The 19879-nt window shown below is 67.3% G+C and carries 21 protein-coding genes, 1 tRNA gene, 1 other RNA gene and 1 pseudogene; 9 read left to right on the forward strand and 15 right to left on the reverse strand.

From position 1 onward, the window contains the following. Window positions 1-2 precede the first annotated feature (2 nt). The 5 genes from fabD to AC13F7_RS09785 all read right to left on the reverse strand — a co-directional run bounded on the left by fabD (window position 3) and on the right by AC13F7_RS09785 (window position 3775). Window positions 3-947 carry an ACP S-malonyltransferase gene (gene fabD, locus AC13F7_RS09765; protein WP_483000021.1) on the reverse strand — a complete coding sequence of 315 codons (945 nt, stop codon included), beginning with the start codon at window positions 945-947 and terminating at the stop codon, window positions 3-5. 88 nt (window positions 948-1035) lie between these two features. After that, window positions 1036-1818: a BUD32 family EKC/KEOPS complex subunit gene (locus AC13F7_RS09770; protein ID WP_346472772.1), complete on the reverse strand. Its 783-nt coding sequence runs from the start codon at window positions 1816-1818 to the stop codon at window positions 1036-1038. A 75-nt stretch (window positions 1819-1893) separates the two neighbouring features. Further along, entirely contained in the window at window positions 1894-2871 is a 978-nt protein-coding gene (locus tag AC13F7_RS09775) for a beta-ketoacyl-ACP synthase III (RefSeq protein WP_483000023.1), read from the reverse strand. An 88-nt stretch (window positions 2872-2959) separates the two neighbouring features. Beyond that, window positions 2960-3157, reverse strand: a complete 198-nt coding sequence (gene rpmF, locus AC13F7_RS09780; RefSeq protein WP_017357626.1) for a 50S ribosomal protein L32 — start codon at window positions 3155-3157, stop codon at window positions 2960-2962. A 108-nt stretch (window positions 3158-3265) separates the two neighbouring features. Next, window positions 3266-3775, reverse strand: a complete 510-nt coding sequence (locus AC13F7_RS09785; RefSeq protein ID WP_121043054.1) for a YceD family protein — start codon at window positions 3773-3775, stop codon at window positions 3266-3268. 114 nt (window positions 3776-3889) lie between these two features. Between AC13F7_RS09785 and AC13F7_RS09790 the strand changes: the two genes are divergently transcribed. Next, window positions 3890-4462: a Maf family protein gene (locus AC13F7_RS09790; RefSeq protein ID WP_483000026.1), complete on the forward strand. Its 573-nt coding sequence runs from the start codon at window positions 3890-3892 to the stop codon at window positions 4460-4462. Window positions 4463-4465: 3 nt separating this feature from the next. Here AC13F7_RS09790 and AC13F7_RS09795 read toward each other — a convergent pair whose 3' ends face one another. Beyond that, window positions 4466-6307 (reverse strand): glycosyltransferase family 39 protein, encoded by a 1842-nt coding sequence (locus AC13F7_RS09795; protein ID WP_483000028.1) that lies wholly within the window; start codon window positions 6305-6307, stop codon window positions 4466-4468. 40 nt (window positions 6308-6347) lie between these two features. On the opposite strand from AC13F7_RS09795, the gene AC13F7_RS09800 reads away from it, so the two are divergent. From AC13F7_RS09800 to AC13F7_RS09815, 4 genes are read left to right on the forward strand one after another with little or no spacing between them, the layout of a single operon-like run. Further along, window positions 6348-7301, forward strand: coding sequence for an AAA family ATPase (locus AC13F7_RS09800; RefSeq protein ID WP_483000030.1), 954 nt, complete (start codon window positions 6348-6350; stop codon window positions 7299-7301). Window position 7302: 1 nt separating this feature from the next. Beyond that, complete coding sequence (locus AC13F7_RS09805; protein ID WP_481470153.1) at window positions 7303-8259, forward strand: DUF58 domain-containing protein; 957 nt, start codon at window positions 7303-7305, stop codon at window positions 8257-8259. Beyond that, window positions 8252-10201, forward strand: a complete 1950-nt coding sequence (locus tag AC13F7_RS09810; RefSeq protein ID WP_483000033.1) for a transglutaminase TgpA family protein — start codon at window positions 8252-8254, stop codon at window positions 10199-10201. The genes AC13F7_RS09805 and AC13F7_RS09810 overlap by 8 nt, the downstream gene beginning before the upstream one ends. Further along, window positions 10198-10722, forward strand: coding sequence for a Slp family lipoprotein (locus tag AC13F7_RS09815; RefSeq protein ID WP_019185338.1), 525 nt, complete (start codon window positions 10198-10200; stop codon window positions 10720-10722). Before AC13F7_RS09810 ends, AC13F7_RS09815 begins: the two co-directional genes overlap by 4 nt. A gap of 56 nt (window positions 10723-10778) precedes the next feature. Here the strand turns inward: AC13F7_RS09815 and AC13F7_RS09820 are convergent, their stop codons facing one another. The 4 genes from AC13F7_RS09820 to dnaX all read right to left on the reverse strand — a co-directional run bounded on the left by AC13F7_RS09820 (window position 10779) and on the right by dnaX (window position 14252). Beyond that, window positions 10779-11138, reverse strand: coding sequence for a histidine triad nucleotide-binding protein (locus tag AC13F7_RS09820; RefSeq protein WP_483000035.1), 360 nt, complete (start codon window positions 11136-11138; stop codon window positions 10779-10781). Between the two features lie 81 nt (window positions 11139-11219). Continuing rightward, window positions 11220-11819, reverse strand: a complete 600-nt coding sequence (gene recR, locus AC13F7_RS09825) for a recombination mediator RecR (RefSeq protein ID WP_481470150.1) — start codon at window positions 11817-11819, stop codon at window positions 11220-11222. Window positions 11820-11918: 99 nt separating this feature from the next. Then, entirely contained in the window at window positions 11919-12239 is a 321-nt protein-coding gene (locus AC13F7_RS09830; RefSeq protein ID WP_019185335.1) for a YbaB/EbfC family nucleoid-associated protein, read from the reverse strand. Window positions 12240-12245: 6 nt separating this feature from the next. Then, complete coding sequence (gene dnaX / locus AC13F7_RS09835; protein ID WP_483000038.1) at window positions 12246-14252, reverse strand: DNA polymerase III subunit gamma/tau; 2007 nt, start codon at window positions 14250-14252, stop codon at window positions 12246-12248. A gap of 136 nt (window positions 14253-14388) precedes the next feature. Between dnaX and AC13F7_RS09840 the strand changes: the two genes are divergently transcribed. Beyond that, window positions 14389-14481, forward strand: a tRNA-Ser gene (locus AC13F7_RS09840). A 446-nt stretch (window positions 14482-14927) separates the two neighbouring features. Then, a pseudogene (locus tag AC13F7_RS09845) lies at window positions 14928-15308 on the forward strand (GNAT family N-acetyltransferase); the annotation flags it as partial. Window positions 15309-15470: 162 nt separating this feature from the next. On the opposite strand, the gene AC13F7_RS09850 reads toward AC13F7_RS09845, so the two are convergent. Next, window positions 15471-15788, reverse strand: coding sequence for a DMT family transporter (locus tag AC13F7_RS09850; RefSeq protein ID WP_019185787.1), 318 nt, complete (start codon window positions 15786-15788; stop codon window positions 15471-15473). A gap of 278 nt (window positions 15789-16066) precedes the next feature. On the opposite strand from AC13F7_RS09850, the gene ffs reads away from it, so the two are divergent. Beyond that, window positions 16067-16163: signal recognition particle sRNA small type (gene ffs, locus AC13F7_RS09855), an RNA gene on the forward strand. 46 nt (window positions 16164-16209) lie between these two features. Here the strand turns inward: ffs and AC13F7_RS09860 are convergent. Genes AC13F7_RS09860 through AC13F7_RS09870 form a run of 3 tightly spaced genes read right to left on the reverse strand, consistent with a single transcriptional unit; the run spans window position 16210 to window position 18097 of the window. Next, window positions 16210-16578, reverse strand: a complete 369-nt coding sequence (locus AC13F7_RS09860) for a nuclear transport factor 2 family protein (RefSeq protein ID WP_483000040.1) — start codon at window positions 16576-16578, stop codon at window positions 16210-16212. Window positions 16579-16580: 2 nt separating this feature from the next. Continuing rightward, window positions 16581-17348: an MBL fold metallo-hydrolase gene (locus AC13F7_RS09865; RefSeq protein ID WP_483000042.1), complete on the reverse strand. Its 768-nt coding sequence runs from the start codon at window positions 17346-17348 to the stop codon at window positions 16581-16583. After that, complete coding sequence (locus AC13F7_RS09870) at window positions 17348-18097, reverse strand: 3-deoxy-D-manno-octulosonic acid kinase (protein WP_088432881.1); 750 nt, start codon at window positions 18095-18097, stop codon at window positions 17348-17350. The genes AC13F7_RS09865 and AC13F7_RS09870 overlap by 1 nt, the downstream gene beginning before the upstream one ends. Before the next feature lie 21 nt (window positions 18098-18118). Here AC13F7_RS09870 and AC13F7_RS09875 point away from each other — a divergent pair, with 21 nt between their 5' ends. Next, window positions 18119-19174, forward strand: a complete 1056-nt coding sequence (locus AC13F7_RS09875; RefSeq protein ID WP_483000044.1) for a glycosyltransferase family 9 protein — start codon at window positions 18119-18121, stop codon at window positions 19172-19174. On the opposite strand, the gene AC13F7_RS09880 is transcribed toward AC13F7_RS09875, so the two are convergent. Next, window positions 19153-19560, reverse strand: coding sequence for a DUF6165 family protein (locus AC13F7_RS09880; RefSeq protein ID WP_019185792.1), 408 nt, complete (start codon window positions 19558-19560; stop codon window positions 19153-19155). The two genes, AC13F7_RS09875 and AC13F7_RS09880, sit on opposite strands and share 22 nt — an antisense overlap. Window positions 19561-19879: the final 319 nt, after the last annotated feature.

The raw sequence follows: 19879 nt of genomic DNA on the forward strand, positions 1-19879 counted from the left end.
CATCAGGCGGCCCAGGTCTCGCGGGCCGTCTCGAAATCGGCGGGCGTGGACAGTGTGCGCGCGTCCAGCGATTTGTCGATGCGCTTGATCAATCCGCTCAGCACCTTGCCCGGGCCGCATTCGGCCACGCGGGTGACGCCACGGGCGGCCAGCGCCTGCACGCAGCCGGTCCACTGCACGGGCAGGTACAGCTGCTGCACCAGCGCCTGGCGGATGGCGTCCACGCCGTCATGCACGCGCGCATCCACGTTCTGCACCACCGGCAGGGCCGGGGCGCGCCAGTCCAGGCCGGCCATGGTTTCGGCCAGGCGGTTGGCGGCTTCGCGCATCAGCGGGGTGTGCGAGGGCACGCTGACCGCCAGCTTGACGGCCTTGCGGACGCCCTTCTCGGCCAGCAGCGCCAGCGCACGATCCACGGCGGCAGCGTCGCCACCGATGACGATCTGGCCGGGCGAGTTGTAGTTGGCGGGCACCACGACCTGGCTGCCGGCAGCCTGCTCGCAGACCTCCACGACCAGGGCGTCTTCGGCGCCGAGCACGGCGGCCATGGCACCCACGCCGGTCGGGGCGGCTTCCTGCATCAGCTGGCCGCGCAGACGCACCAGATGGGCGCCGTCACGCAGGGTCAGCGCGCCGGCGGCCACCAGGGCGGTGTACTCGCCGAGGCTGTGACCGGCCAGGACGGCGGGCTGGGTGCCACCCACGGCGTTCCAGGCGCGCCAGACGCCGATGCTGGCGGCCAGCAGGGCCGGCTGGGTGTATTCGGTGCGGCTGAGCATTTCCTCGGGACCGCCCTGCGACAGCGCCCACAGGTCGACACCGGCGCCATCGGAGGCTTCGGTGAAGGCCTCGCGGATCTGCGGGTGCAGCTCGGCCAGTTCGGCCAGCATGCCCAGCGACTGCGAGCCCTGGCCCGGGAACACGAATGCGAGATTGGTATCGGTCACGCGATCATCCGCCTGCAAAAATCGAACGGCGAATGATAAAGGGGAACGTCGCCCTTCGTCTGTACTGCCGCGTATGTGGGGCCTGTGCTCAGGTGAACAGCTGGAGGATGTCCAGGTCGCCATCGGTGAAGAAATCGAAGCAGATCGCGACGACCATCAGCACGCCCAGCGTGGTGGCGCCATGCACGATCAGGATCGAATGGGCCAGTGCGCGCGCGGAGCGGCCCATTTTCATGCTGGCGCGGGCCAGGCCCTGCAGGCGGCCGGTGACGTCATGGGCGTGGGCGATCACCGGCGCTTCCGCGCCGTCCATCGCCTCGGCCATGAGGGCCTGGAGCTGCTGCGGACGGTCTTCGTAGTACTTGGCGACGCCGTAGCCGAACATCAGCCAGTCGCGGGCCTGCGCCTGGGCCAGATCCATGACTTCGAGGGGGTCTTCTTCGAAGTCGATGAAGCCGATGGCGTTGCCATCCCAGGTGAGGTTGCGCGGGAGCGGCTGGCCGAAATAGGCGCCCTTCTGGTGCGCCTGGGCAATGGCATTCATTGCGGCCGACACCAGGCGGTCGCGGCCGGCATCGTCGGCTTCGCGCAGGCAGGTATTGAACGAGGAGCCGTTGTCGCCCAGCACGAGCGCGGCGTGACCGCTGCCGATCACACTGGGGACGTTCACGCCTTGGGCCTGCAGTTCGGACAGGCGGCGGGCTTCGGTTTCGCGGGCGGCATCGCCACCCCGGTGCGGCGGTGGGCGCAGGGCGTCGAGCTGGAAGCGGCGGGCGATGAAGTTGAGCAGGCCGAGTGCGACCACCCGGCTTCCTTCGCCGTACTGCTTCAGCCAGGCGCGTTGGCCCTCGATGACGATGGGCTCAACCATGGCAGTTCTCCTGAAATGCATACGGCCCCGTAATGGGGCCGTAACGACAGCGTCACGTTGTCGTAACTGGCACTATCAATAGCGCAGCAGAGCAGAACCCCACGTGAAGCCGCCGCCGAAGGCTTCCAGCAGGAGCAGCTGGCCGCGCTCGACGCGACCGGAGCGGACCGCGTGGTCCAGCGCCATCGGCACCGAGGCCGAGGAAGTGTTGCCGTGCTTGTCGACCGTCACCACCACCTGGTCCATGGACATCTCCAGGCGCTTGGCGGTGGCTTCGATGATGCGCAGGTTGGCCTGGTGCGGGATCAGCCAATCCAGGTCGTCCTTGGTCAGCGCGTTGGCTTCCAGGGTTTCATCGACGACCGAGTCCAGCGCCTTGACGGCGTACTTGAACACGTCGTTGCCCTTCATCAGAATCGCGCCGCGGGCCGCCTCGCCCTCGCCGAAGCCGGCCGAGACGCCCACCGGGTTCCACAGCAGCTCTTTCTTGCTGCCATCCGAATGCAGGTGGGTGCTGAGGATGCCGGTCTCTTCGTCGGCCTTGAGCACGACGGCGCCCGCGCCATCGCCGAACAGCACGCAGGTGGTGCGCTCGGTCCAGTCGACGATGCGGGTCAGCGTTTCCGCACCGATGACCAGCACGTAGCGTGCATCACCGGAACGAATGAATTTGTCGGCCACGCTCAACGCGAACACGAAACCCGAACAGGCCGCGTTGACGTCGAAGGCGGGGCAGCCGCTCGCACCGAGCTTGGCCTGGATCAGGCACGCGGTGGACGGGAAAATCAGGTCAGGCGTGGTGGTACCCACCACGATCATGTCGAGCTGCGAAGCGTCGATACCGGCCGCTTCAAGCGCACGTACCGCGGCGTGGTAGCCGAGGTCGCTGGTGGTCTCGTTCTCGGCCGCAATGTGCCGTTCACGGATACCAGTGCGCGATTGAATCCACTCATCGCTGGTGTCGACCATTTTCTCCAGATCCTGGTTGGTCAACACTTTTTCGGGCAAATAACTACCGGTGCCCGCGATCCTCGAGTAGATCCGCTTGCTCATTGCATGTCCTGTAGCACGATCACCAAACGTGGTGACCGGGAAGAATGGGGTAAAGGCCGCCGCCCGACCGGGCAGCGGCCTTCACAAATCAATCTTCTTCGACGGCCGAGTTCGACTTGGTCGTGATCACCTTCTTGCCGCGGTAGAAACCGTCAGCGGTGATGTGGTGACGCAGATGCACTTCACCGGTGGTCGGATCGGTGGACAGCTGCTTGGCGCTCAGGGCGTCATGCGCACGGCGCATACCGCGGCGGGACGGGGTGACACGGGATTTCTGCACAGCCATGGGATTGCTCCAAACTCGGTTCGTTTTGCTTCGTCGTATCGTCGCGCAGGACGCCAGCGCCCAGCACAGTTTTCGCTTTCGCCGCAGCCGCCGACGACAATCCGGCTGCTATTGTTTTTTCAGTGCCGCCAACGCCGCGAACGGATTGGCCTTGCTGATTTCTTCTTCGGTCGGTGCCCAGTCCTTGTCCACGGCCTCACCATCGGGAGACAGCGGCACGACGGGCACGGCCAGGACGAGTTCGTCCTCGACCAGTTCCAGCGGTCGCAGCATGCCGTCTTCCGGCACCAGCCACGGTTCCCAGCCTTCCGGCAGCGAGGACTCTTCCTCTTCGCTGCGGATCAGACCGAGCCGCTGCACCATCGAAACCGGCAACAGGAAACGCTGCAGGCTGCGCTGACAGATCAGCGGCAGCGCGGTGTCGATGGACAGTTCAACATAGGATACCTGCAGGATGTCGTCGTGCGCGAATTCCAGTGCATAGGTGCACGTTCCTTCGGTATCGGCGACAAGGCCCTGGAGGCGGGTCAATTCCGCTAGATCCACCTGGCCGTCGAAGCACCTGCGTGCTGCGACCATCCGCCAAGCATCCAGCATTTCGGGCACGTTTGCGGACATAAGCCGCTGAATGTTAAGGATCGTCCGGGCCGCTGTCAAATACCTGCGCAGTCAGGTTGCCGATTCCCGCCCGAAGGGCCCAGACTGCCGGCCTTCCGTGTCCGGTATTGTCGCATGACCCCACTGCTGCTTGCCTCTACTTCCCGCTACCGCCGCGAACTGCTGGAACGGCTCGGCCTGCCCTTGGCGACCGCCCGCCCCGAAGTGGATGAGACCCCCGCCCCCGGCGAGGCCCCACGGACCGTGGCCGTGCGGCTGGCGCGGGCCAAGGCCGAGGCCGTCGCCCGCCTTTACCCGCGCCAGTGGGTGATCGGCTCGGACCAGGTGGCAGAGCTGAATGGGGCCCCGCTGGGCAAGCCGGGCACGATCAAAGGCGCCCATGCGCAGCTGGCGGCGATGTCCGGGCAGGTGGTGGACTTCCACACGGCGGTGAGCCTGGTGCGCGACGGCGAGGTGCTGGAGACCTGCGATCTGACCCGCGTCCACTTCCGCGTGCTGGGACCAGCAGAGATCGAACGCTACGTGGCCGCCGAGCAGCCATTGGACTGCGCCGGCAGCTTCAAATGCGAAGGGCTGGGCATCACGTTGTTCGAGGCGATCGAGAACCGCGACCCCACCGCGCTGATCGGGCTGCCGCTGATCGCGGTGAGCCAGCTGCTGCGGCAGGCCGGCTACACCCTGCCCTGAGCCTCAGCGCGCGGGAACGACGAAGGCCTGTTCCTGCCACTGCTCCACGCTGCCGTCCTTGCCGTGCAGCGTCATCCCGAGCCAATGGCGCCCCGGGGCCAGGTGACGGGTATCCAGCGTGGCATCGAAGGCGACATTGGGGTGCTGGGGATCGGTGGAGATTTTCCACGCGCTGGTGATATCAAAGGCACGCCCGTAGGTGGCGTCACCCACCGGCTTGCCATCGATCAGCAGCTCGACCCGCTCGATGCCCACGCCGTCCTTGAAGGCCCAGCCATGCACATCGAGGGTGTCGCCCACGGTTGCCCCGGACTGCGGCGCATCCAACCACGCCATCGCCGGCGTCACGCATGGCCCATCGACACGTTCGGCCGGCAGCCTGAACAACAGGAAGCGCTGGTAGCCATGATCGTTGCTCACCACCCGCGGCGGCGGCAGCGGCCCGACCTGCTCGCAGATCGCGTGATAGCGCGCCAGCAGATCGCGATAGCGTTGATCGCTGGGCGCAAGCACCAGCAGCATCGGCGCATCGCGTTTGCCATCGTGCAGCAGATGCCACAGACCCAGCTGTGCACTGCGGCCATGTTTGTCATTCAAGGGATGCGGCAGCACCTCGATCGACGCATCGCCCAACTGGAAGCCCAGCTCCGCGCCTACCTTGAAATTGCCGGCGAGCACGCGCGTGCCGGGCGGCAGGGTCTTCAGTTCGTCACGCACGGCGCGGGCCAACGGCTGCCAGCCCGCAAAGTTGCGTGGGTAGTATTTGTAGCCGGCCAACTGTTCGCGCGCCATCGGCGTGGAGGCCATCAGGTAGTACCCGAAGGCCAGCGCCAGACCGGTACCGGCCAACCACCAACCGGTGCGGCGCAGCCAGCGCGGCCACCCGTTGAGCACCACCGGCACCGCGATCAGCAGTGCGAGATACCCCGGCAGCGGCCAATGGAAACTGATGCGCTCCACGTCGGTGAAGAAGCCCAGCGCGAAGATCGACAGGGTCGACACGGCACCGATCAGGCCAAAGTAGCGCCACTGCGCACGCGCACCGCCACCGGAGCGGGTGCCGGCCAGCGCCACCTTCCACATCGCGATGCACAGGATGGGGGTGACCAGCATCGGCTGGATCACCAGGAACCACAGCCCGCTCCATTCGAACGCCCACGGATGGCGCTCGACCACCTGGAATTTCAGCCCCGCATCATGGTTGTCGGCATTCCACGACAACAGCGGCAACCATGCCACCACGCCTACGGCCAGGGCGACCCACACGCGCGGATCGCGCAGCATGCGCCGGCCCTGCGGCAACACCAGCAGTGCGATGAAGCCGACCACGATGACGCCGATGAAGCGGTAATGGCTGAGCGCACCGATCGACAGACCGGCGGCCAGCTTCACCGCCGCCGCCGCATCGACATTGCGCAGCAGGCGCGCACCGGCATCCAGGCAGAGCACCGCCGCGAGGGCCATCGGTACATCCGGCACAGCCAGCATGCCCAGGGTGGCCGACAGCGGCATCAGCAAGGTCAGGCTGCCCGCCTGCCACCCCGCCACCGCGCCGAACCAGCGCGCGGCAATGCGTGAGACCAGCCAGGGCAGCCAGGCACCGATCGCCAGGAACGGCAGGCGCAGCCCAAGCACGTGATTGCCACCAATCTCCACGCCCAGGCGTGCCAGCCAGGCCGTCAGCCCGGGCAGATCGGAATAGGCGGCCGCCAGGTGCTGGCCTTCCTGCCAGTAAAACGCTTCGTCCACGAACAAGGGCAGACGAGCGGCCACCACCAATTTGACGGCGGTGACCAGCGTCCACAACAACAGGAATATGGTGCGTGCGCGTTGTTCGCCCTGCATTGCTCTATAGAATCAGTGGAATCATCGAATCGAGACGGACATGGATCATTCGCCCCCCGTGCCAGCCATGCTAACCGATGTACTGCGACAGTCCCTTCGCGCCGCCCAGGATCAGGTCAACGGGCTGGTGCTGGGCAAGGCACAGGAGGTGCGGCTGGCCTTCGTGGCGCTGCTCTCCGGCGGCCACCTGCTGATCGAAGATCTGCCCGGCCTGGGCAAGACCACCCTCGCCCACGCCATGGCCTCCAGCCTCGGGCTGGGCTTCCAGCGCGTGCAGTTCACCTCCGATCTGCTGCCGGCCGATGTGCTCGGCGTCTCGGTCTACGACGCGGGCAGCCGCCAGTTCCAGTTCCATCCCGGCCCGGTCTTCACCCACGTGCTGCTGGCCGATGAGATCAACCGCGCGCCGCCGCGCACCCAGAGCGCGCTGCTGGAAGCGATGGCCGAACAGCAGGTCACCCTCGATGGCGTGACCCATCCGCTGCCCGATCCGTTCTTCGTCATCGCCACCCAGAACCCGGTGGACCTCTCCGGCACGTTCCCGCTGCCGGACTCGCAGCTGGACCGCTTCCTGCTGCGGCTGGCGCTGGGCTACCCCAATCCGGAATCGGAACGCGAGCTGCTGCGCGGCACCGATCGTCGCCACCTGATCGCACAGGCCACCGCGCGATTGAGCGAGGTGGAGGTACGCACGCTGCGCGAGGCCGTCGGCCAGGTGCATGCCAGCGAAGCTTTGATCACCTACGTGCAGGCACTGCTGGCCCGCAGCCGCCAGCATGCCGGCGTGCGCGTGGGCCTCTCGCCACGCGCCGGCCTGGCCCTGCTGCGCGCGGCGAAGGCGCATGCCCTGCTGCTGGGCCGCGCGCATGTGGTGCCCGAAGACGTGCAGACCCTGTTCGTCGCGGTGGCCGGGCATCGCCTGGTGCCGGAGGCCGAAGCCTCCAACGGCCCGGCACTGGCGCGCGCCATCCTCCAGACCGTGCAGGTCGACTGAGATGCGCCGCGGCTGGGGAGCCCGCTGGCAGCAACTGCAACACCTGGCGCGACCACGCCACCCCGAGCACCTGCCGCGCCGGTTCGATCGGCGCCGCATCTATGTGCTGCCCACGCGCTTTGGCCTGTTCATCGCGGTGCTGCTGTCGGCCATGCTGCTGGGCGCACTGAACTACAACAACAACCCTGCCCTGTTGCTGGCGCTGCTGCTGGCCACGGTGAGCATTGCCAGTGCGATCAGCGCGCATCTGCAGCTCTCCGCGCTGCAGGTGGACGCGGTGTCCGCCGAGCCGGTGATCGCCGGTGCTCCCCTGCGCCTGCGCATCAGCCTTTCGCGCAACGACACCCGCGCCCGTCGTGGGCTGCAGGTGGAACACGGTGGCGTGGCGGCGTTCGGCCACCTGGTGGACAGCGATCAGACCGAAGTGGATCTGGACCTGCCCACGCACCAGCGCGGCTGGTTCGATCTGGAGCGGATCCGCATCGCCACCACGCAACCACTCGGGCTGGTGCGCGCCTGGTCATGGGTGTGGCCGGAAACCCCGTTGCTGGTCTATGCCGCACCGGAACCCCACGCACCGGCACTGCCGGAAAGTGGCGGCGACCCGCTGCATACCCGCGTGCATGCCAGTGGCGATGAGCTGCATCAGCTGCGCCCGTATCGCGCCGGCGATCCCACCCGCAGCATCGCGTGGAAGCACTCGGCGCGGCGCGACACGCTGCTGGTGCGCGAGTATGAGAAACCGGTCGGCGTGGAGATCGTGCTGGACTGGCGCCAGCTGTCACCGTTGCCGACCGAAGCCCGCATCGCGCGGTTGGCACACTGGGTGGATCTGGCCGAACGCGAGGGGCGCCGCTACACGCTGACCCTGCCCGGGCAACCCGTGCTTGGCCCCGGTAATGGCAGCGCCCACCACCATCTCTGCCAACGCGCGCTGGCGCTGATGCCGCATGACTGACCAACCCGCCTCCGCGCTGGGCACCGGTGCCCGCTACTGGACCTTGGCCGGTGCCGCGCTGTGCCTGTTGCCATTGTTGCTGCAGCTGCCGACCCTGCTGGCCGCCGTGATCGCCGGCGTGGCGGTGCTGACCGCACTGGCCTCGCGCCAGCGCCTGTTGCCCGGTGTACTGCGCCTGCTGCTGGTGCTCGCGATGTTGGCCGCCATCTATTGGCAGATGGGGCCGCGGCCCGGCCGTGACACCGGCTGCGCGCTGCTCGCGGCAATGCTCGCCCTCAAGTCCAGCGAGCTGCGCAGCCTGCGCGATGCACGCAGTCTGGTCGGGTTTGCCCTGTTCGCGCCATTCGCCGCCTTCCTGCTCGACCAGGGGCCGACAACGATGGCGCTGGCGGTCATCGCTGGCCTGGTCGCACTGCTCGCCCTGCAACGACTGGCGCACCTGGAAGGCCAGGCACCACCGGCACCACTCAAGCGTCACCTGCGCGGTATCGGCCGCCTGGTGCTGCTCGGAGTGCCGCTGGCCTTGGCCGGCTTCTGGCTGTTCCCGCGGTTGAGCGAACCGCTGTGGGGCATCCCCGACCGCGCGGTCGGCAACCCGGGGCTGTCGGACACCATGGAACCCGGCCAATGGCTGGACCTGATGGCCGATGACACCCCCGCGCTGCGCGTGCAGTTCTTCGGCGCGATTCCGGAACCGCAGCAGCGCTACTGGCGCGGGCCGGTGCTCAACCTGTTCGACGGCAAGCGCTGGGAACAGGACAAGCATCTGATCGAGCGCGCGCCTGCGGCGGTCACCCATGCCGCCACGCAGTGGGAATACCAGATCGACTACGAACCCACGGACCGCCGCCAGCTGGTCGCGCTGGACCTGCCGTTGCAGGCACCGCCCGGCAGCGATCTGGATGCCAACCACAGCCTTCGCAGCCACGCGTCCCTGAGCGCGCTCACCCGCTGGCGGCTGACCTCCGCACCCGCCGTGGCCTACACCGAGGCATTGACGCCTTACGAGCGGCGCCTGGCGCTGCAGTTGCCGGACGGCTTGAACCCGCGAACCGCCGTGCTGGCCCGGCAGTGGCGACAGGACGCCGGCAGCAACGATGCCGCGATCGTGCAGCGCGCGCTCGATTGGGTGCGCGCGCGCTTCGTCTACACCCTGGACACGCCCGAGCCCGGGCGCGACGGCGTGGACGAATTCCTGTTCGATCAGCAGGCCGGTTTCTGCCAGCACTTCAGCTCCTCGTTCGTGGTGCTGATGCGCAACGCCGGCATTCCGGCGCGGGTCGTGACCGGCTTTGCCGGTGGCATCCGCAACCCCTATGGCGATTACTGGGTGCTGCGCCGGATGGACGCCCACGCCTGGGCCGAGGTCTGGCTGCCCGGGCGCGGCTGGGTGCGGGTGGACCCGACCGCCGCCGTCGCCCCGGAACGCATCTACGACACGATCGAAGACCGCCTGGCCAACGGCGCAGATGCCACGCTGGACGGCCGATGGCTGCAGATCGGGCAGATGGGCGATTGGCTGCGCCGGGGCTGGAACGACCTGATCCTGTCCTTCGATGCCAACCGCCAGCAGCAGCTTCTTAAACCGTTTGGTTTCGAGCGGCTGGATCCGAGCCAACTGGTCGGCATTTTCATCGTCTTCGCGCTGGCCGCGCTAGGCTGGATGGCATGGCTGCTGGCCCGGGGCGAACGCGAGCGCGACCCACTGCTGCGGGCCTGGCACCGGCTCGGACGCCGGTATGCCCGCCATGGCTTGTCCCGTGCTGGCGCCGAACCCGCCAGCGCATGGGCCCGCCGGGTACATCAGCACCGCCCCGACCCGGCGTTGTTGTCGCTCAGCGAGCGTTTCGTCCAGGCGCGCTACGCTGGCGCTGACGTCGACCTCACTTCATTATTGCGCGACCTGCGCAGGCATCGCCCGACCTCCGGAGCATCCCCATGAAGATTCAAATCCTGCTTCCCCTTGCTGCCTCTCTGGCACTGGCTGCCTGCGCCACCGCGCCCAAGCCGCTGCAGGGGCAATTCAGTATGGTCAGCCCGCGCGACGCGGTTCCCACCCAGCAGGTGGGCACGCCAGTGCGTTGGGGTGGTCGCATCATCGAAACCAATCCGGGCCAGGGCCAGACCTGCTTCCAGATGATCTCGCGCCCGCTCAACGGCAGTGGCCGCCCGAGCACCACCTCGGCCGACGCCAGTGACGGCCGCTTCATCGCCTGCCGCGCTGGCTTCTACGACCCGGCGGTGTTCGAGCCGGGCCGCGACGTGACCTTCATCGGCAAGATCGGTGGCTACGAAAACACCCGTATCGGCGAGTACGACTACCGCCTGCCGAAGCTGGACGCCGACGTGATCTACCTGTGGCCGGAACAGCGCCAGGTGGATGTGGTGCCCGCTTACCCGTATGGCCCGTGGGGCCCGGGCTGGGGTCCGGGTTGGGGCTACCGCGGCTGGGGCTGGTGGTAACCCGCTGACGCAGAAACGCCGCCCTCGGGCGGCGTTTTTGTTTGCGCCTGGCCGCCTCAGCCGTTCGGCGTGCCGAAGTGGCCCAGCGGCGCACCGGCCAGCAGATGCAGGTGGATATGGAACACGGTCTGCCCGGCATGCTCACGGCAGTTCATGACGATGCGGTAGCCGTCCTGTGCGAAGCCTTCGCGGCGCGCGTACTCCGCGGCGGCCATCGCCAGCTTGCCGATCAGGTGTGCCTGCTCCGGCTGCACATCATCGAGGGTGGGAATCGCCTCGTGCTTGGGAATGAACAGCACGTGCACCGGCGCCTGCGGGGCGATGTCCTTGACGCCGAGCACCTCCTCGTCTTCGTAGACGATGGTGGCGGGAATTTCGCGGCGGATGATCTTGCCGAACAGGGTGTCGTGGCTCATGAGGGCACCTCGTGGAACAGGGCCTTGGAGAGTAGCGCGGATGCGCCCCCGGTTTCGATCATCGCCACGCGGTGCGCAGCGTCATTCCTGCACTTCGGTACGCGTGCCGAAGGCGTGGGACAGCGTGCCGCGATCCACGTATTCCAGTTCGCCACCCAGCGGCAGACCCTGCGCGAGGCGGCTGGGCCGCACCTTGTAGCTGCGCGCCATCTGCGCCAGGTAATGTGCGGTCGCTTCGCCTTCCACGGTGGCACTGGTGGCGATGATCAACTCGTTGACCTCACCCTGCTTCAGCCGCGCCTCCAGCTGATCCAGGCCCAGCTCGCGCGGGCCAATGCCGTCCAGTGGCGACAGCCGCCCCTGCAGCACGAAGTACACCCCGCGGAAGCCGGTGGCCGTCTCGATCGCCAGGCGATCGGCCGGTGATTCCACGGCACACAACTGCTGACGCTCGCGGCTGCCGTTGGCGCAGACCGCACAGATCTCGGTCTCGCTGAAATCCCGGCACTGTTCGCAATGCCCGATCCGCTCGATCGCCTTGGCCATCACCTCGGCCAGCTTCTGGCCGCCCTCGCGCTCGCGCTCGAGCACGTGGTACGCCATGCGCTGGGCGGTCTTCTGGCCCACGCCCGGCAACACGCGGAAGGCCTCGATCAATTGTTCGAGCAGGGGCAGGCTCATGGCGGATCGCTCATCTCAGAAACAAGCGCGCGAAGCCCGGGGGCTTCGCGGCGCGGTCACCACGGTCGCGCCAGGCAGACACCCGGCGCAGGCGGTGGGTCAGAACGGCAGCTTCATGCCCGGGGGCAGCTGCATGCCGGCGGTCGCCGAACCCATGCGGTTCTTCGACTCGGCGTCGATCTTGTTGGAGGCGTCGTTGAACGCAGCGGCCACCAGATCTTCGGTCATTTCCGCATCGGACAGCACCGACGGATCGATGCGCACCTTGCGGCATTCCTTGGTGCCGGTCAGGGTCACGCTGACCATGCCGCCGCCGGCGCTGCCGGTCACTTCCAGCTTGGCGAGGTCTTCCTGGGCCTTCTGCAGGTTTTCCTGCATCTTCTGGGCCTGCTGCATCAGTTGGGCGATATTGCCGCGCATGGGTCTTTACTCTTCAAAAGGACGAATGGAATCGGCGACGACCCGGGCGCCGTGTTGCTGGACCAGCAACTGCACCGAGGGATCGGCCATGAAAGCGGCTTCCGCCGCCGTTTGGCGTTCGCCACGCTGACGGTCAGCGCGCTGATGCAGGGTCTCGGCACCGGCTGCACCGGTATCGATCACCAGGCGCGGGGCCTGCCCCAAGGGGCCAGTCAACGCCGCGATCAGCGCCGCCTGCGAGCGGTCCGAACTCAAATACTCAAATCCGGGCGAAATCGCCAGTTTCAAGACGCCGTGCTGGTAGCTGATGAACGCTGAGTGCGCGGCCAGCTGCTTGGACGGGCCATTGAGCTGGCTGCCGGCCACCAGTTCCAGCCACGCATCGGCGGTCAGGTCGCCCTGTGCCTCCGATGGCGCGGTCTCCGGCGCCGAGGGGGCGATGGCGATGCCCTGCGGACGGGCCACCGGGGCGGGCGCTTGCGGGACTGGTGCCGGAGCAGCCGGTGCCACGGCGCGCTCGGGCGGCGCTTCCCATGGGGCGACCATGGCCGCATCCGGTGTAGCCATTTCGGCCGCCAGCGCTTCGTCGCGATCGGCGGCATCGCTTTCACGGTGCCACGGCGGCAGATCGTCGTCGGCAGCGGGCGCTGCGACGGTGGGCTTGGACGGCTTGACCGGCTCGGCGGCTGTCGGGGCCGGCGCAGGTTGTTCCGGTGCTGGCGGTGCGGGCTCAGGCGCCGCGGAGACCGGAGCAACCACGGCTGCCACCGGGGCCGACTGAGCGACGGGGGCGCTGGCCTTGGCTGGCGTCACGGCCGAAACAGCAGCCGCGGTCGCTGCCGCAGCGGCCATGCCGGTGCCTTGGCCGGTGGCCTGGCCACCCCTGTTCACGTCGGTCCCGGTGCCCGGATCGCGGGGCACGGGCGGTACCGCGGCGGCGGGACGGAACGCCAGCATGCGCAGCACGGCCATCTCGAACCCGGCGCGCGGGCTCGGGGCCAGGTGCAGGTCACGGCGCCCACCCAGGGCCATCTGATACCAGAGCTGGACCACTTCCGGGCGCAGGCGCTGGGCGAAGGCCTCGGCATCGATGCCCTCGCCCGCCGTCGCAGCGCCCGGCACCAGCTGCTGCACCTGGATCCGGTGCAGGGCCTCGGCCAGGGCATCAAGCACCCCGCTCCAGTCCGGCGAGAACTCGGCCAGCAGCGCCACGGTCTGCAGCAGGCGCGGACCATCGCCATCGGCGAGCGCATCCAGCATTGCGGCGACCTGGGTGCGGTCGACCGTACCCAGCATCGCGCGCACCACATCCTCGCGCAGCGCACCGCCGGCATAGGCGATCGCCTGATCCAGCAGCGACAGGCCGTCACGCAGGCTGCCATCGGCGGCTTTGGCCAACTGCACGATCGCGGTCGGGTCGGACTCGATTTCCTCGGCCGCCAGGATCTTGGTCATCTGGCCCTGGATCTGGTCCTCGTCCAACCGCTTCAGGTTGAACTGCAGGCAGCGCGAGAGCACCGTCACCGGCAGCTTCTGCGGATCGGTGGTGGCCAGCAGGAATTTCACGTGCTCCGGCGGCTCTTCCAGCGTCTTGAGCAGCGCATTGAACGCCGCCTTGGACAGCATGTGCACTTCGTCGATCAGATAGACCTTGTACTTGCCGCGGGAGGGCATGTACTGGGCGTTCTCGATCACCTCACGGACATCATCCACACCGGTATTGGACGCGGCATCGATCTCGAGCAGATCGATGTAGCGGCCGGAGTCGATATCCAGGCAGGCCGGGCACTGACCGCATGGATCGGCACTGGTGCCCTGCTCGCAGTTCAGCGACTTGGCGAAAATCCGGGCAATGGTGGTCTTGCCGACCCCGCGGGTGCCGGTAAACAGGAACGCATGGTGCACCCGGCCGCTGTCCAGCGCATTGCTGAGCGCACGGACCACGTGTTCCTGGCCCACCAGCTCGGCAAAACGCTTCGGACGCCACTTGCGGGCAAGGACGAGATAGGACATCAGGCCACCGTCTTCATCGGGACGACCATTGTGCCACGCCTGTCCAGCCCCCCTGCCCCTTGTGACGAACCGCTTGTGCGATTCCAATTCCCCCGCTAGAATCTGCGCCCCTGCAGCGGGTTATCGCAGCAGGTCCGGAGAGGTGTCCGAGCGGTTGAAGGAGCACGCCTGGAAAGTGTGTAAGCGTCTAAACCGCGCTTCGGGGGTTCGAATCCCCCTCTCTCCGCCAGACAAACGCAAAAGGCCGCCCTTCGGGGCGGCCTTTTGCGTTTCTCACGTTCGTCATTGATCCGGCTCCGGTAGCAGTGTGCGAAACCATGGAGAGGGGTATGAGAACCCCCGACGGGGGTTCGACGGATTCGCCGGGAGCGAATCCGGACAGCCGCATGGCTGGCCCTGGAGCGCGACAGCGCGGAAGGGCTGGGTGCATGGATGCACCCAGCAATCCCAATGAAGCAGCCACCCTGTATCCGAAGCCCTCAGCGCCATCGCCGACATTCCCGGGCGCGTGGCGACGCGTTCATCCCAATGGCGCATCCAGCTCCGGGAGGCGCGGCCCTGGAGCGCGCCAGCGCGGAAGGACTGGGTGCATGGATGCACCCAGCAATCCCAATGAAGCAACCACCCTGTATCCGAAGCCGACCACCCCAACGCGGAGCATGCCAAAGTCCCCCCATGCCCACCCTGCGCCCCTACACCCCAACTGACGCCCCGGCCTGCCTGGCCCTGTTCGACACCAACGTGCCGCGTTACTTCGCCCCCCACGAACGCCACGACTTCGCCAACTATCTACTTCACCCAGACCGCGCCCACGACTATCTGGTCATCGAACACAACGGCCACCTCGTCGCCTGCGGCGGCCTCGCCCTCGACAACGACCACAGCGCGGCCTTCTGCTGGGGCATGGTCGACCGCACCCGGCATCACCAAGGCCTGGGTACGCAGCTTTCTCATGCACGCCTGGCCCACGCAAGAACACTCGGCGCCCAGTGCGTGACGCTCAGCACCAGTCAGCACACACAGGATTTTTACGCCGGCCTCGGCTTCGTCGTCACCTCCATCACCCCCGATGGGCACGGCCCCGGGCTGGATGCGGTGGAGATGGTGCTCGAACTGGCGCCGCGCTGCGCGGCGCCAGTGATCGGAGTGCGTCAGGGTTACGTCAGCCACGCATGGCGTGGCTCTACCCCCGAGCGCACAGCGTGCGTTTTGAACGCCTCAGCTGCTGCTCAACTTCATCAACACCAACCCACTCACGATCAACACCGCTGCGGCAATCCGCATCGCGCTGACCTGTTCGCCCAGGAAGGTAATGCCGATCACGAACGCACCGACCGCGCCGATGCCGGTCCAGATCGTGTACGCGGTGCCCAACGGCAACGTGCGCATCGCCAGTGACAGCAGCCAGAAGCTGGCGATCATGGTGACGAGGGTGATGATCGAGGGAGTGAGCCTGCTGAACCCCTCGGATTGCTTCATCGAGAACGCCCAGACGATTTCCAGTACACCGGCTGCCAACAGATAGATCCAGGCCATGCGGCCCTCCTTGATGGGGGCCAGGCCGTCCTGGTCAGTGGTTCCCGAAATGGGGGAGGCCGTTCCTCCTGTGCAGCGCATTTTAGCAACCCGGCCGCACATTGGCCGTTCCGTGCCACAGCGGGCTACACAGGATTCAGCCTCCGCGTCTGGCACTGCGTGCCACGCATGCGCTAGAATGCGCGACTGCACTGCCGGGCCTGTTCCTGCGGTGCACCTTCCGCCTGCGGCCGGCTGATCGTTGATCGCCCTGCAGCCGGAACGTCTCTATGGTGGCCCCGTCGGCCCCTCGCGACGCTAGGTCGAAAATCCCGCCAGGGCCGGAAGGCAGCAACGGTATCGATCGACGCGGGCGCCGAGGTCAGCCGGCGGGGCCGCCACCTTTTTAGGCCCCCGGTATTTCCCACGCGCTGCTGCCGCTCTAGGGCGCCGCGGGCGTGCCCTGATGGAACACCACCCGCCATGCCCCGTCGCGCAGTCGCCACAGCGAGCTGCGCAGCACCTCGCGCTGCCGCACCCCGTCGATCACGTACCAACTGCGGTAGCGCACCTGCGCGAGCGTCGGGGCCAGCAGAGCGATGTCGTAATCGCTGGACACGATCTCCACCTGCGCACGCTCGCGCGGAATCTCGGCCAATGCAGCAGCACGGTCGAAACACGCGCCCGAGCTGCCAATCTCGCGGAAGTCGTCATCCAACAACGCGGCCAACTGCGCGACATCACCGCGAACCGTCGGCCCATGCAACGCGCGTTCGAGCGCCTGCAGATGGGCGGCCAGCGCGTCGTCCATGCTCAGGGAGGATCCTGGGCCAGCACGTGCATCGCGGTCGGGGTGGCCAGCGCCACACGCTCACCGGGCAGGGCCACACGATGGCCACGGTGGCGCAGCGCCTCGCCGTCGCTCTCGCTGGCATAGTGGTACAGCATCATCCGCGCCTGCAGCTCGGGCGTGTACTCACGCTCCAGGTCATCCACGCCGGTATGCGACGGGTTGCCGTGCAGGCCGCAGTCGTGCGCGATCAGCTCGTTGTCGTCGGCGTAGCGCGCCAGCATTTCCGGAATCGGACGGGTATCCCCGCTCCAGGTGACCGCACCCTTCAGGCGCAGGCCATACGCGGTTTCCGGCCAGTGATGGCGCACCGGAAACACCTCCAGGCGCACCCCGTCATGCCAGAACGCGTCGCCGACCACGATCAGCTGGAAGGCATCCCAGAAATTCGCACCGCCCTCGGCCAGCACGTTCGGGTAATCGGCCACGCGCTTGTGCAGCAGCGGCACGACCGTCGCCGGCACGTAGAGGCGGATGCGCCCACGACGCTGCGGCGAGAAATACGCATCGACGAACAATCGCTCGAAACCGGCGACATGGTCCAGGTGTACATGGGTAACGAACAGCGCCTGCGGCACATGCCTGTACTGCGCCTGGAAGGCGGTCAGCCCTTCCCCGCCGCAATCGATGGTCAGCCATGGGCGGCCGTCACGCTCGATCACCGCCATCGGCGAACCCAGCTGCACGGCCGACGCATTGCCGACCCCCATGAAACGCAGCGTCCAGTCCATCAGTAACCCCGGTTCCAGGCCAGATCGTAGGCGCGGCGCAGCCGTGCGTAGTCCTTTTCGACGTCGTCATGGCTGCGCTCACCTCGCAGTTTGATCAGCGAGCGCAGCAGCCGCTTGAGATTGCGCTCGCGCCAGCGCGTGGCGGGAATGCGCAGCACGCCGCGATCGAAATCGATCAGCCAGCCGTGGCCGTTGGCGTCGAACAGAATGTTGTGGGCGTTGAGATCGGCATGGTCCAGCCCGGCGCGGTGGAAGCGCGCGATCAGCCGGCCGGTCTCTTCCCAGGGGGCGCCGCGCCCGGCGACCAGCGCGCGGTCGGCCAGCGAGCGCACGCCCTCCAGCCGTTCCATCAGGATCGCCGCTTTGTAGCGCAGGCCTTCGCGCATGTAGAACGCGGCGATCGGTCGCGGTACCGGCAGCTTCTGCGCGCGCAGAGCACGCATCAGGCGGAACTCGGCAAAACTGCGGGTGCGGTTGGCACCACGCCAGATGTAGTGGTCCCGGCTGAGCTTGGCCGCCAGGCCGCCGCGCAGGTACTGTCGCAGCACGGCATGACCGAAGGGCGCATCGACGAACCAGGCGCCGCCGCGGCCGCCATCGCCAACCGGTCGCGCCCGCTCGCCCCAGTGGGCCGGCGCGAACAGGCTCATCTCGGCTTGCCGCAAGGCTTCGCGGTCGAACAGAATGGCGCCGATACCGCGTCCATCGCGGCAGGGCGTCAGCGCTTCAGTGGCGTCGAATGCGACCATTCCTTCGAGTCTAACAACACCATGGCACCAACGTCCTCTTCCTTGTGTCTTTTGCGTTTGTCCGCGCTGGGGGACGTGACCCATGTGGTGCCGCTGGTGCGCACCCTGCAGCGGGCCGATCCCGGCGTGTCGCTGCACTGGATCATCGACAAGGCCGGCCACAAGCTGCTCGATGGGCTGCCGGGCGTGACCTTCCACAGCTACGACAAGAAAACCGGCCTGGCCGGCATGCGCGCCCTGCGCGACAGCCTCCCTGCCGGGCGCTTTGATGCACTGCTGCAGATGCAGGTAGCCTTCCGCGCCAACGTGCTGTCCGCCTTCGTGCCGGCCAAGCGCCGCATCGGCTACGACAAATCGCGGTCCAAGGACCTTCACGGGCTGTTTATCAATGAGCGCATCCCCGACCGCCCCGGCATCCACGTGCTGGATGCGATCGGCAGCTTCTGCGAGCCGCTGGGCCTGAAGCAGACCGAGGTCAGCTGGGACCTGGCCGTGCCGCCGGCCGCGTTCGAGTGGGCCGATGCCCAGTGGGCCGACGACGGCCGCCCGGTGCTGATGATTTCGCCCTGCTCCAGCCACGTCCGCCGCAACTGGTATGCCGACCGCTATGCGGCCGTGGCCAACCACGCTACCTCGCGTGGCTGGCGGGTGGTGCTGTGCGGTGGGCGCAGCGAGCTGGAGCGCGGCATGGCCGATGCCATCCAGGCGCAGCTGACCACCCCGGCGCTGGATCTGGTCGGCAAGGACACACTGAAGCAGCTGCCGGCGCTGTTGGCGCGCGCCGCACTGGTGATGACGCCCGATTCGGGCCCGATGCATATCGCCAACGCGATGGGCACCAAGGTGCTCGGCCTGCACGCGGCCAGCAACCCGCACCGCAGCGGCCCCTACTCCGACCGCCGCTACTGCGTGGACCGCTACGACGATGCGGCGCGCAGATTCCTGGGCAAGCCGGCCAGCGAACTGAAATGGGGCGCGAAGGTCGAATTCGACGACGTGATGCAGCTGATCACGGTCGAGGACGGCATTGCCGCTTTCGAGCGCTATGTCGCCGATTACGCGCCGCGCGGCGCGTAATCCTTGTACGACTTCTCTTCCACGTAGAGCGAGCCCAGCGCCAGGTTGATGTCCTTCTTGATGCGGGCGCGCTCGTCGTTCTGCTGGTAGACGCTGCGGGCCAGTTCGACGAAATGGTCGTCGAAGGCCTGGGCCTTGTCCTGCAGGCGGATGTTGTCTTCGATATCCCACAGGCGCTCGTTGACGGCCTTGAGCTCGGCACGCAGGCGGGCGATGTCCTTGACCCCGGCCGGGTGCGCCATCCAGGTCTTTTCCAGCGCGCTCAGCTCGGTGCGGATATTGGCCAGCTTGGCCTCGTCGCTGATGCGCTCGGATTTGATCTGCAGGATCGAGATCTTGTCGAGCAGTTCACCGAAGGACACGGGGACGAGGATTTCAGCGGTCATGGTGGGGATCCGTTACGTGAGGCGGGCAGTTTAGCGGAGCGCATGTTGGAGGGGTGTGGGGTAAGGGCGTGGCCGCTTCATTGGGATTGCTGGGTGCATCCATGCACCCAGCCCTTCCGCGCTGCGCGCTCCAGGGCCGCGCCGCCTGGAGTTGGATACGCCGATGGGATGAACGCGTCGCCACGCGCCCGGGTATGTCGGTGATGACGCTGAGGGCTTCGGAAGCAGGGTGGCCGCTTCATTGGGATTGCTGGGTGCATCCATGCACCCAGCCCTTCCGCGCTTGCGCGCTCCAGGGCCAGACGTTCGTCTGTCCGGA

The sequence above is a fragment of the Stenotrophomonas sp. K-6 genome, from assembly GCF_056861555.1.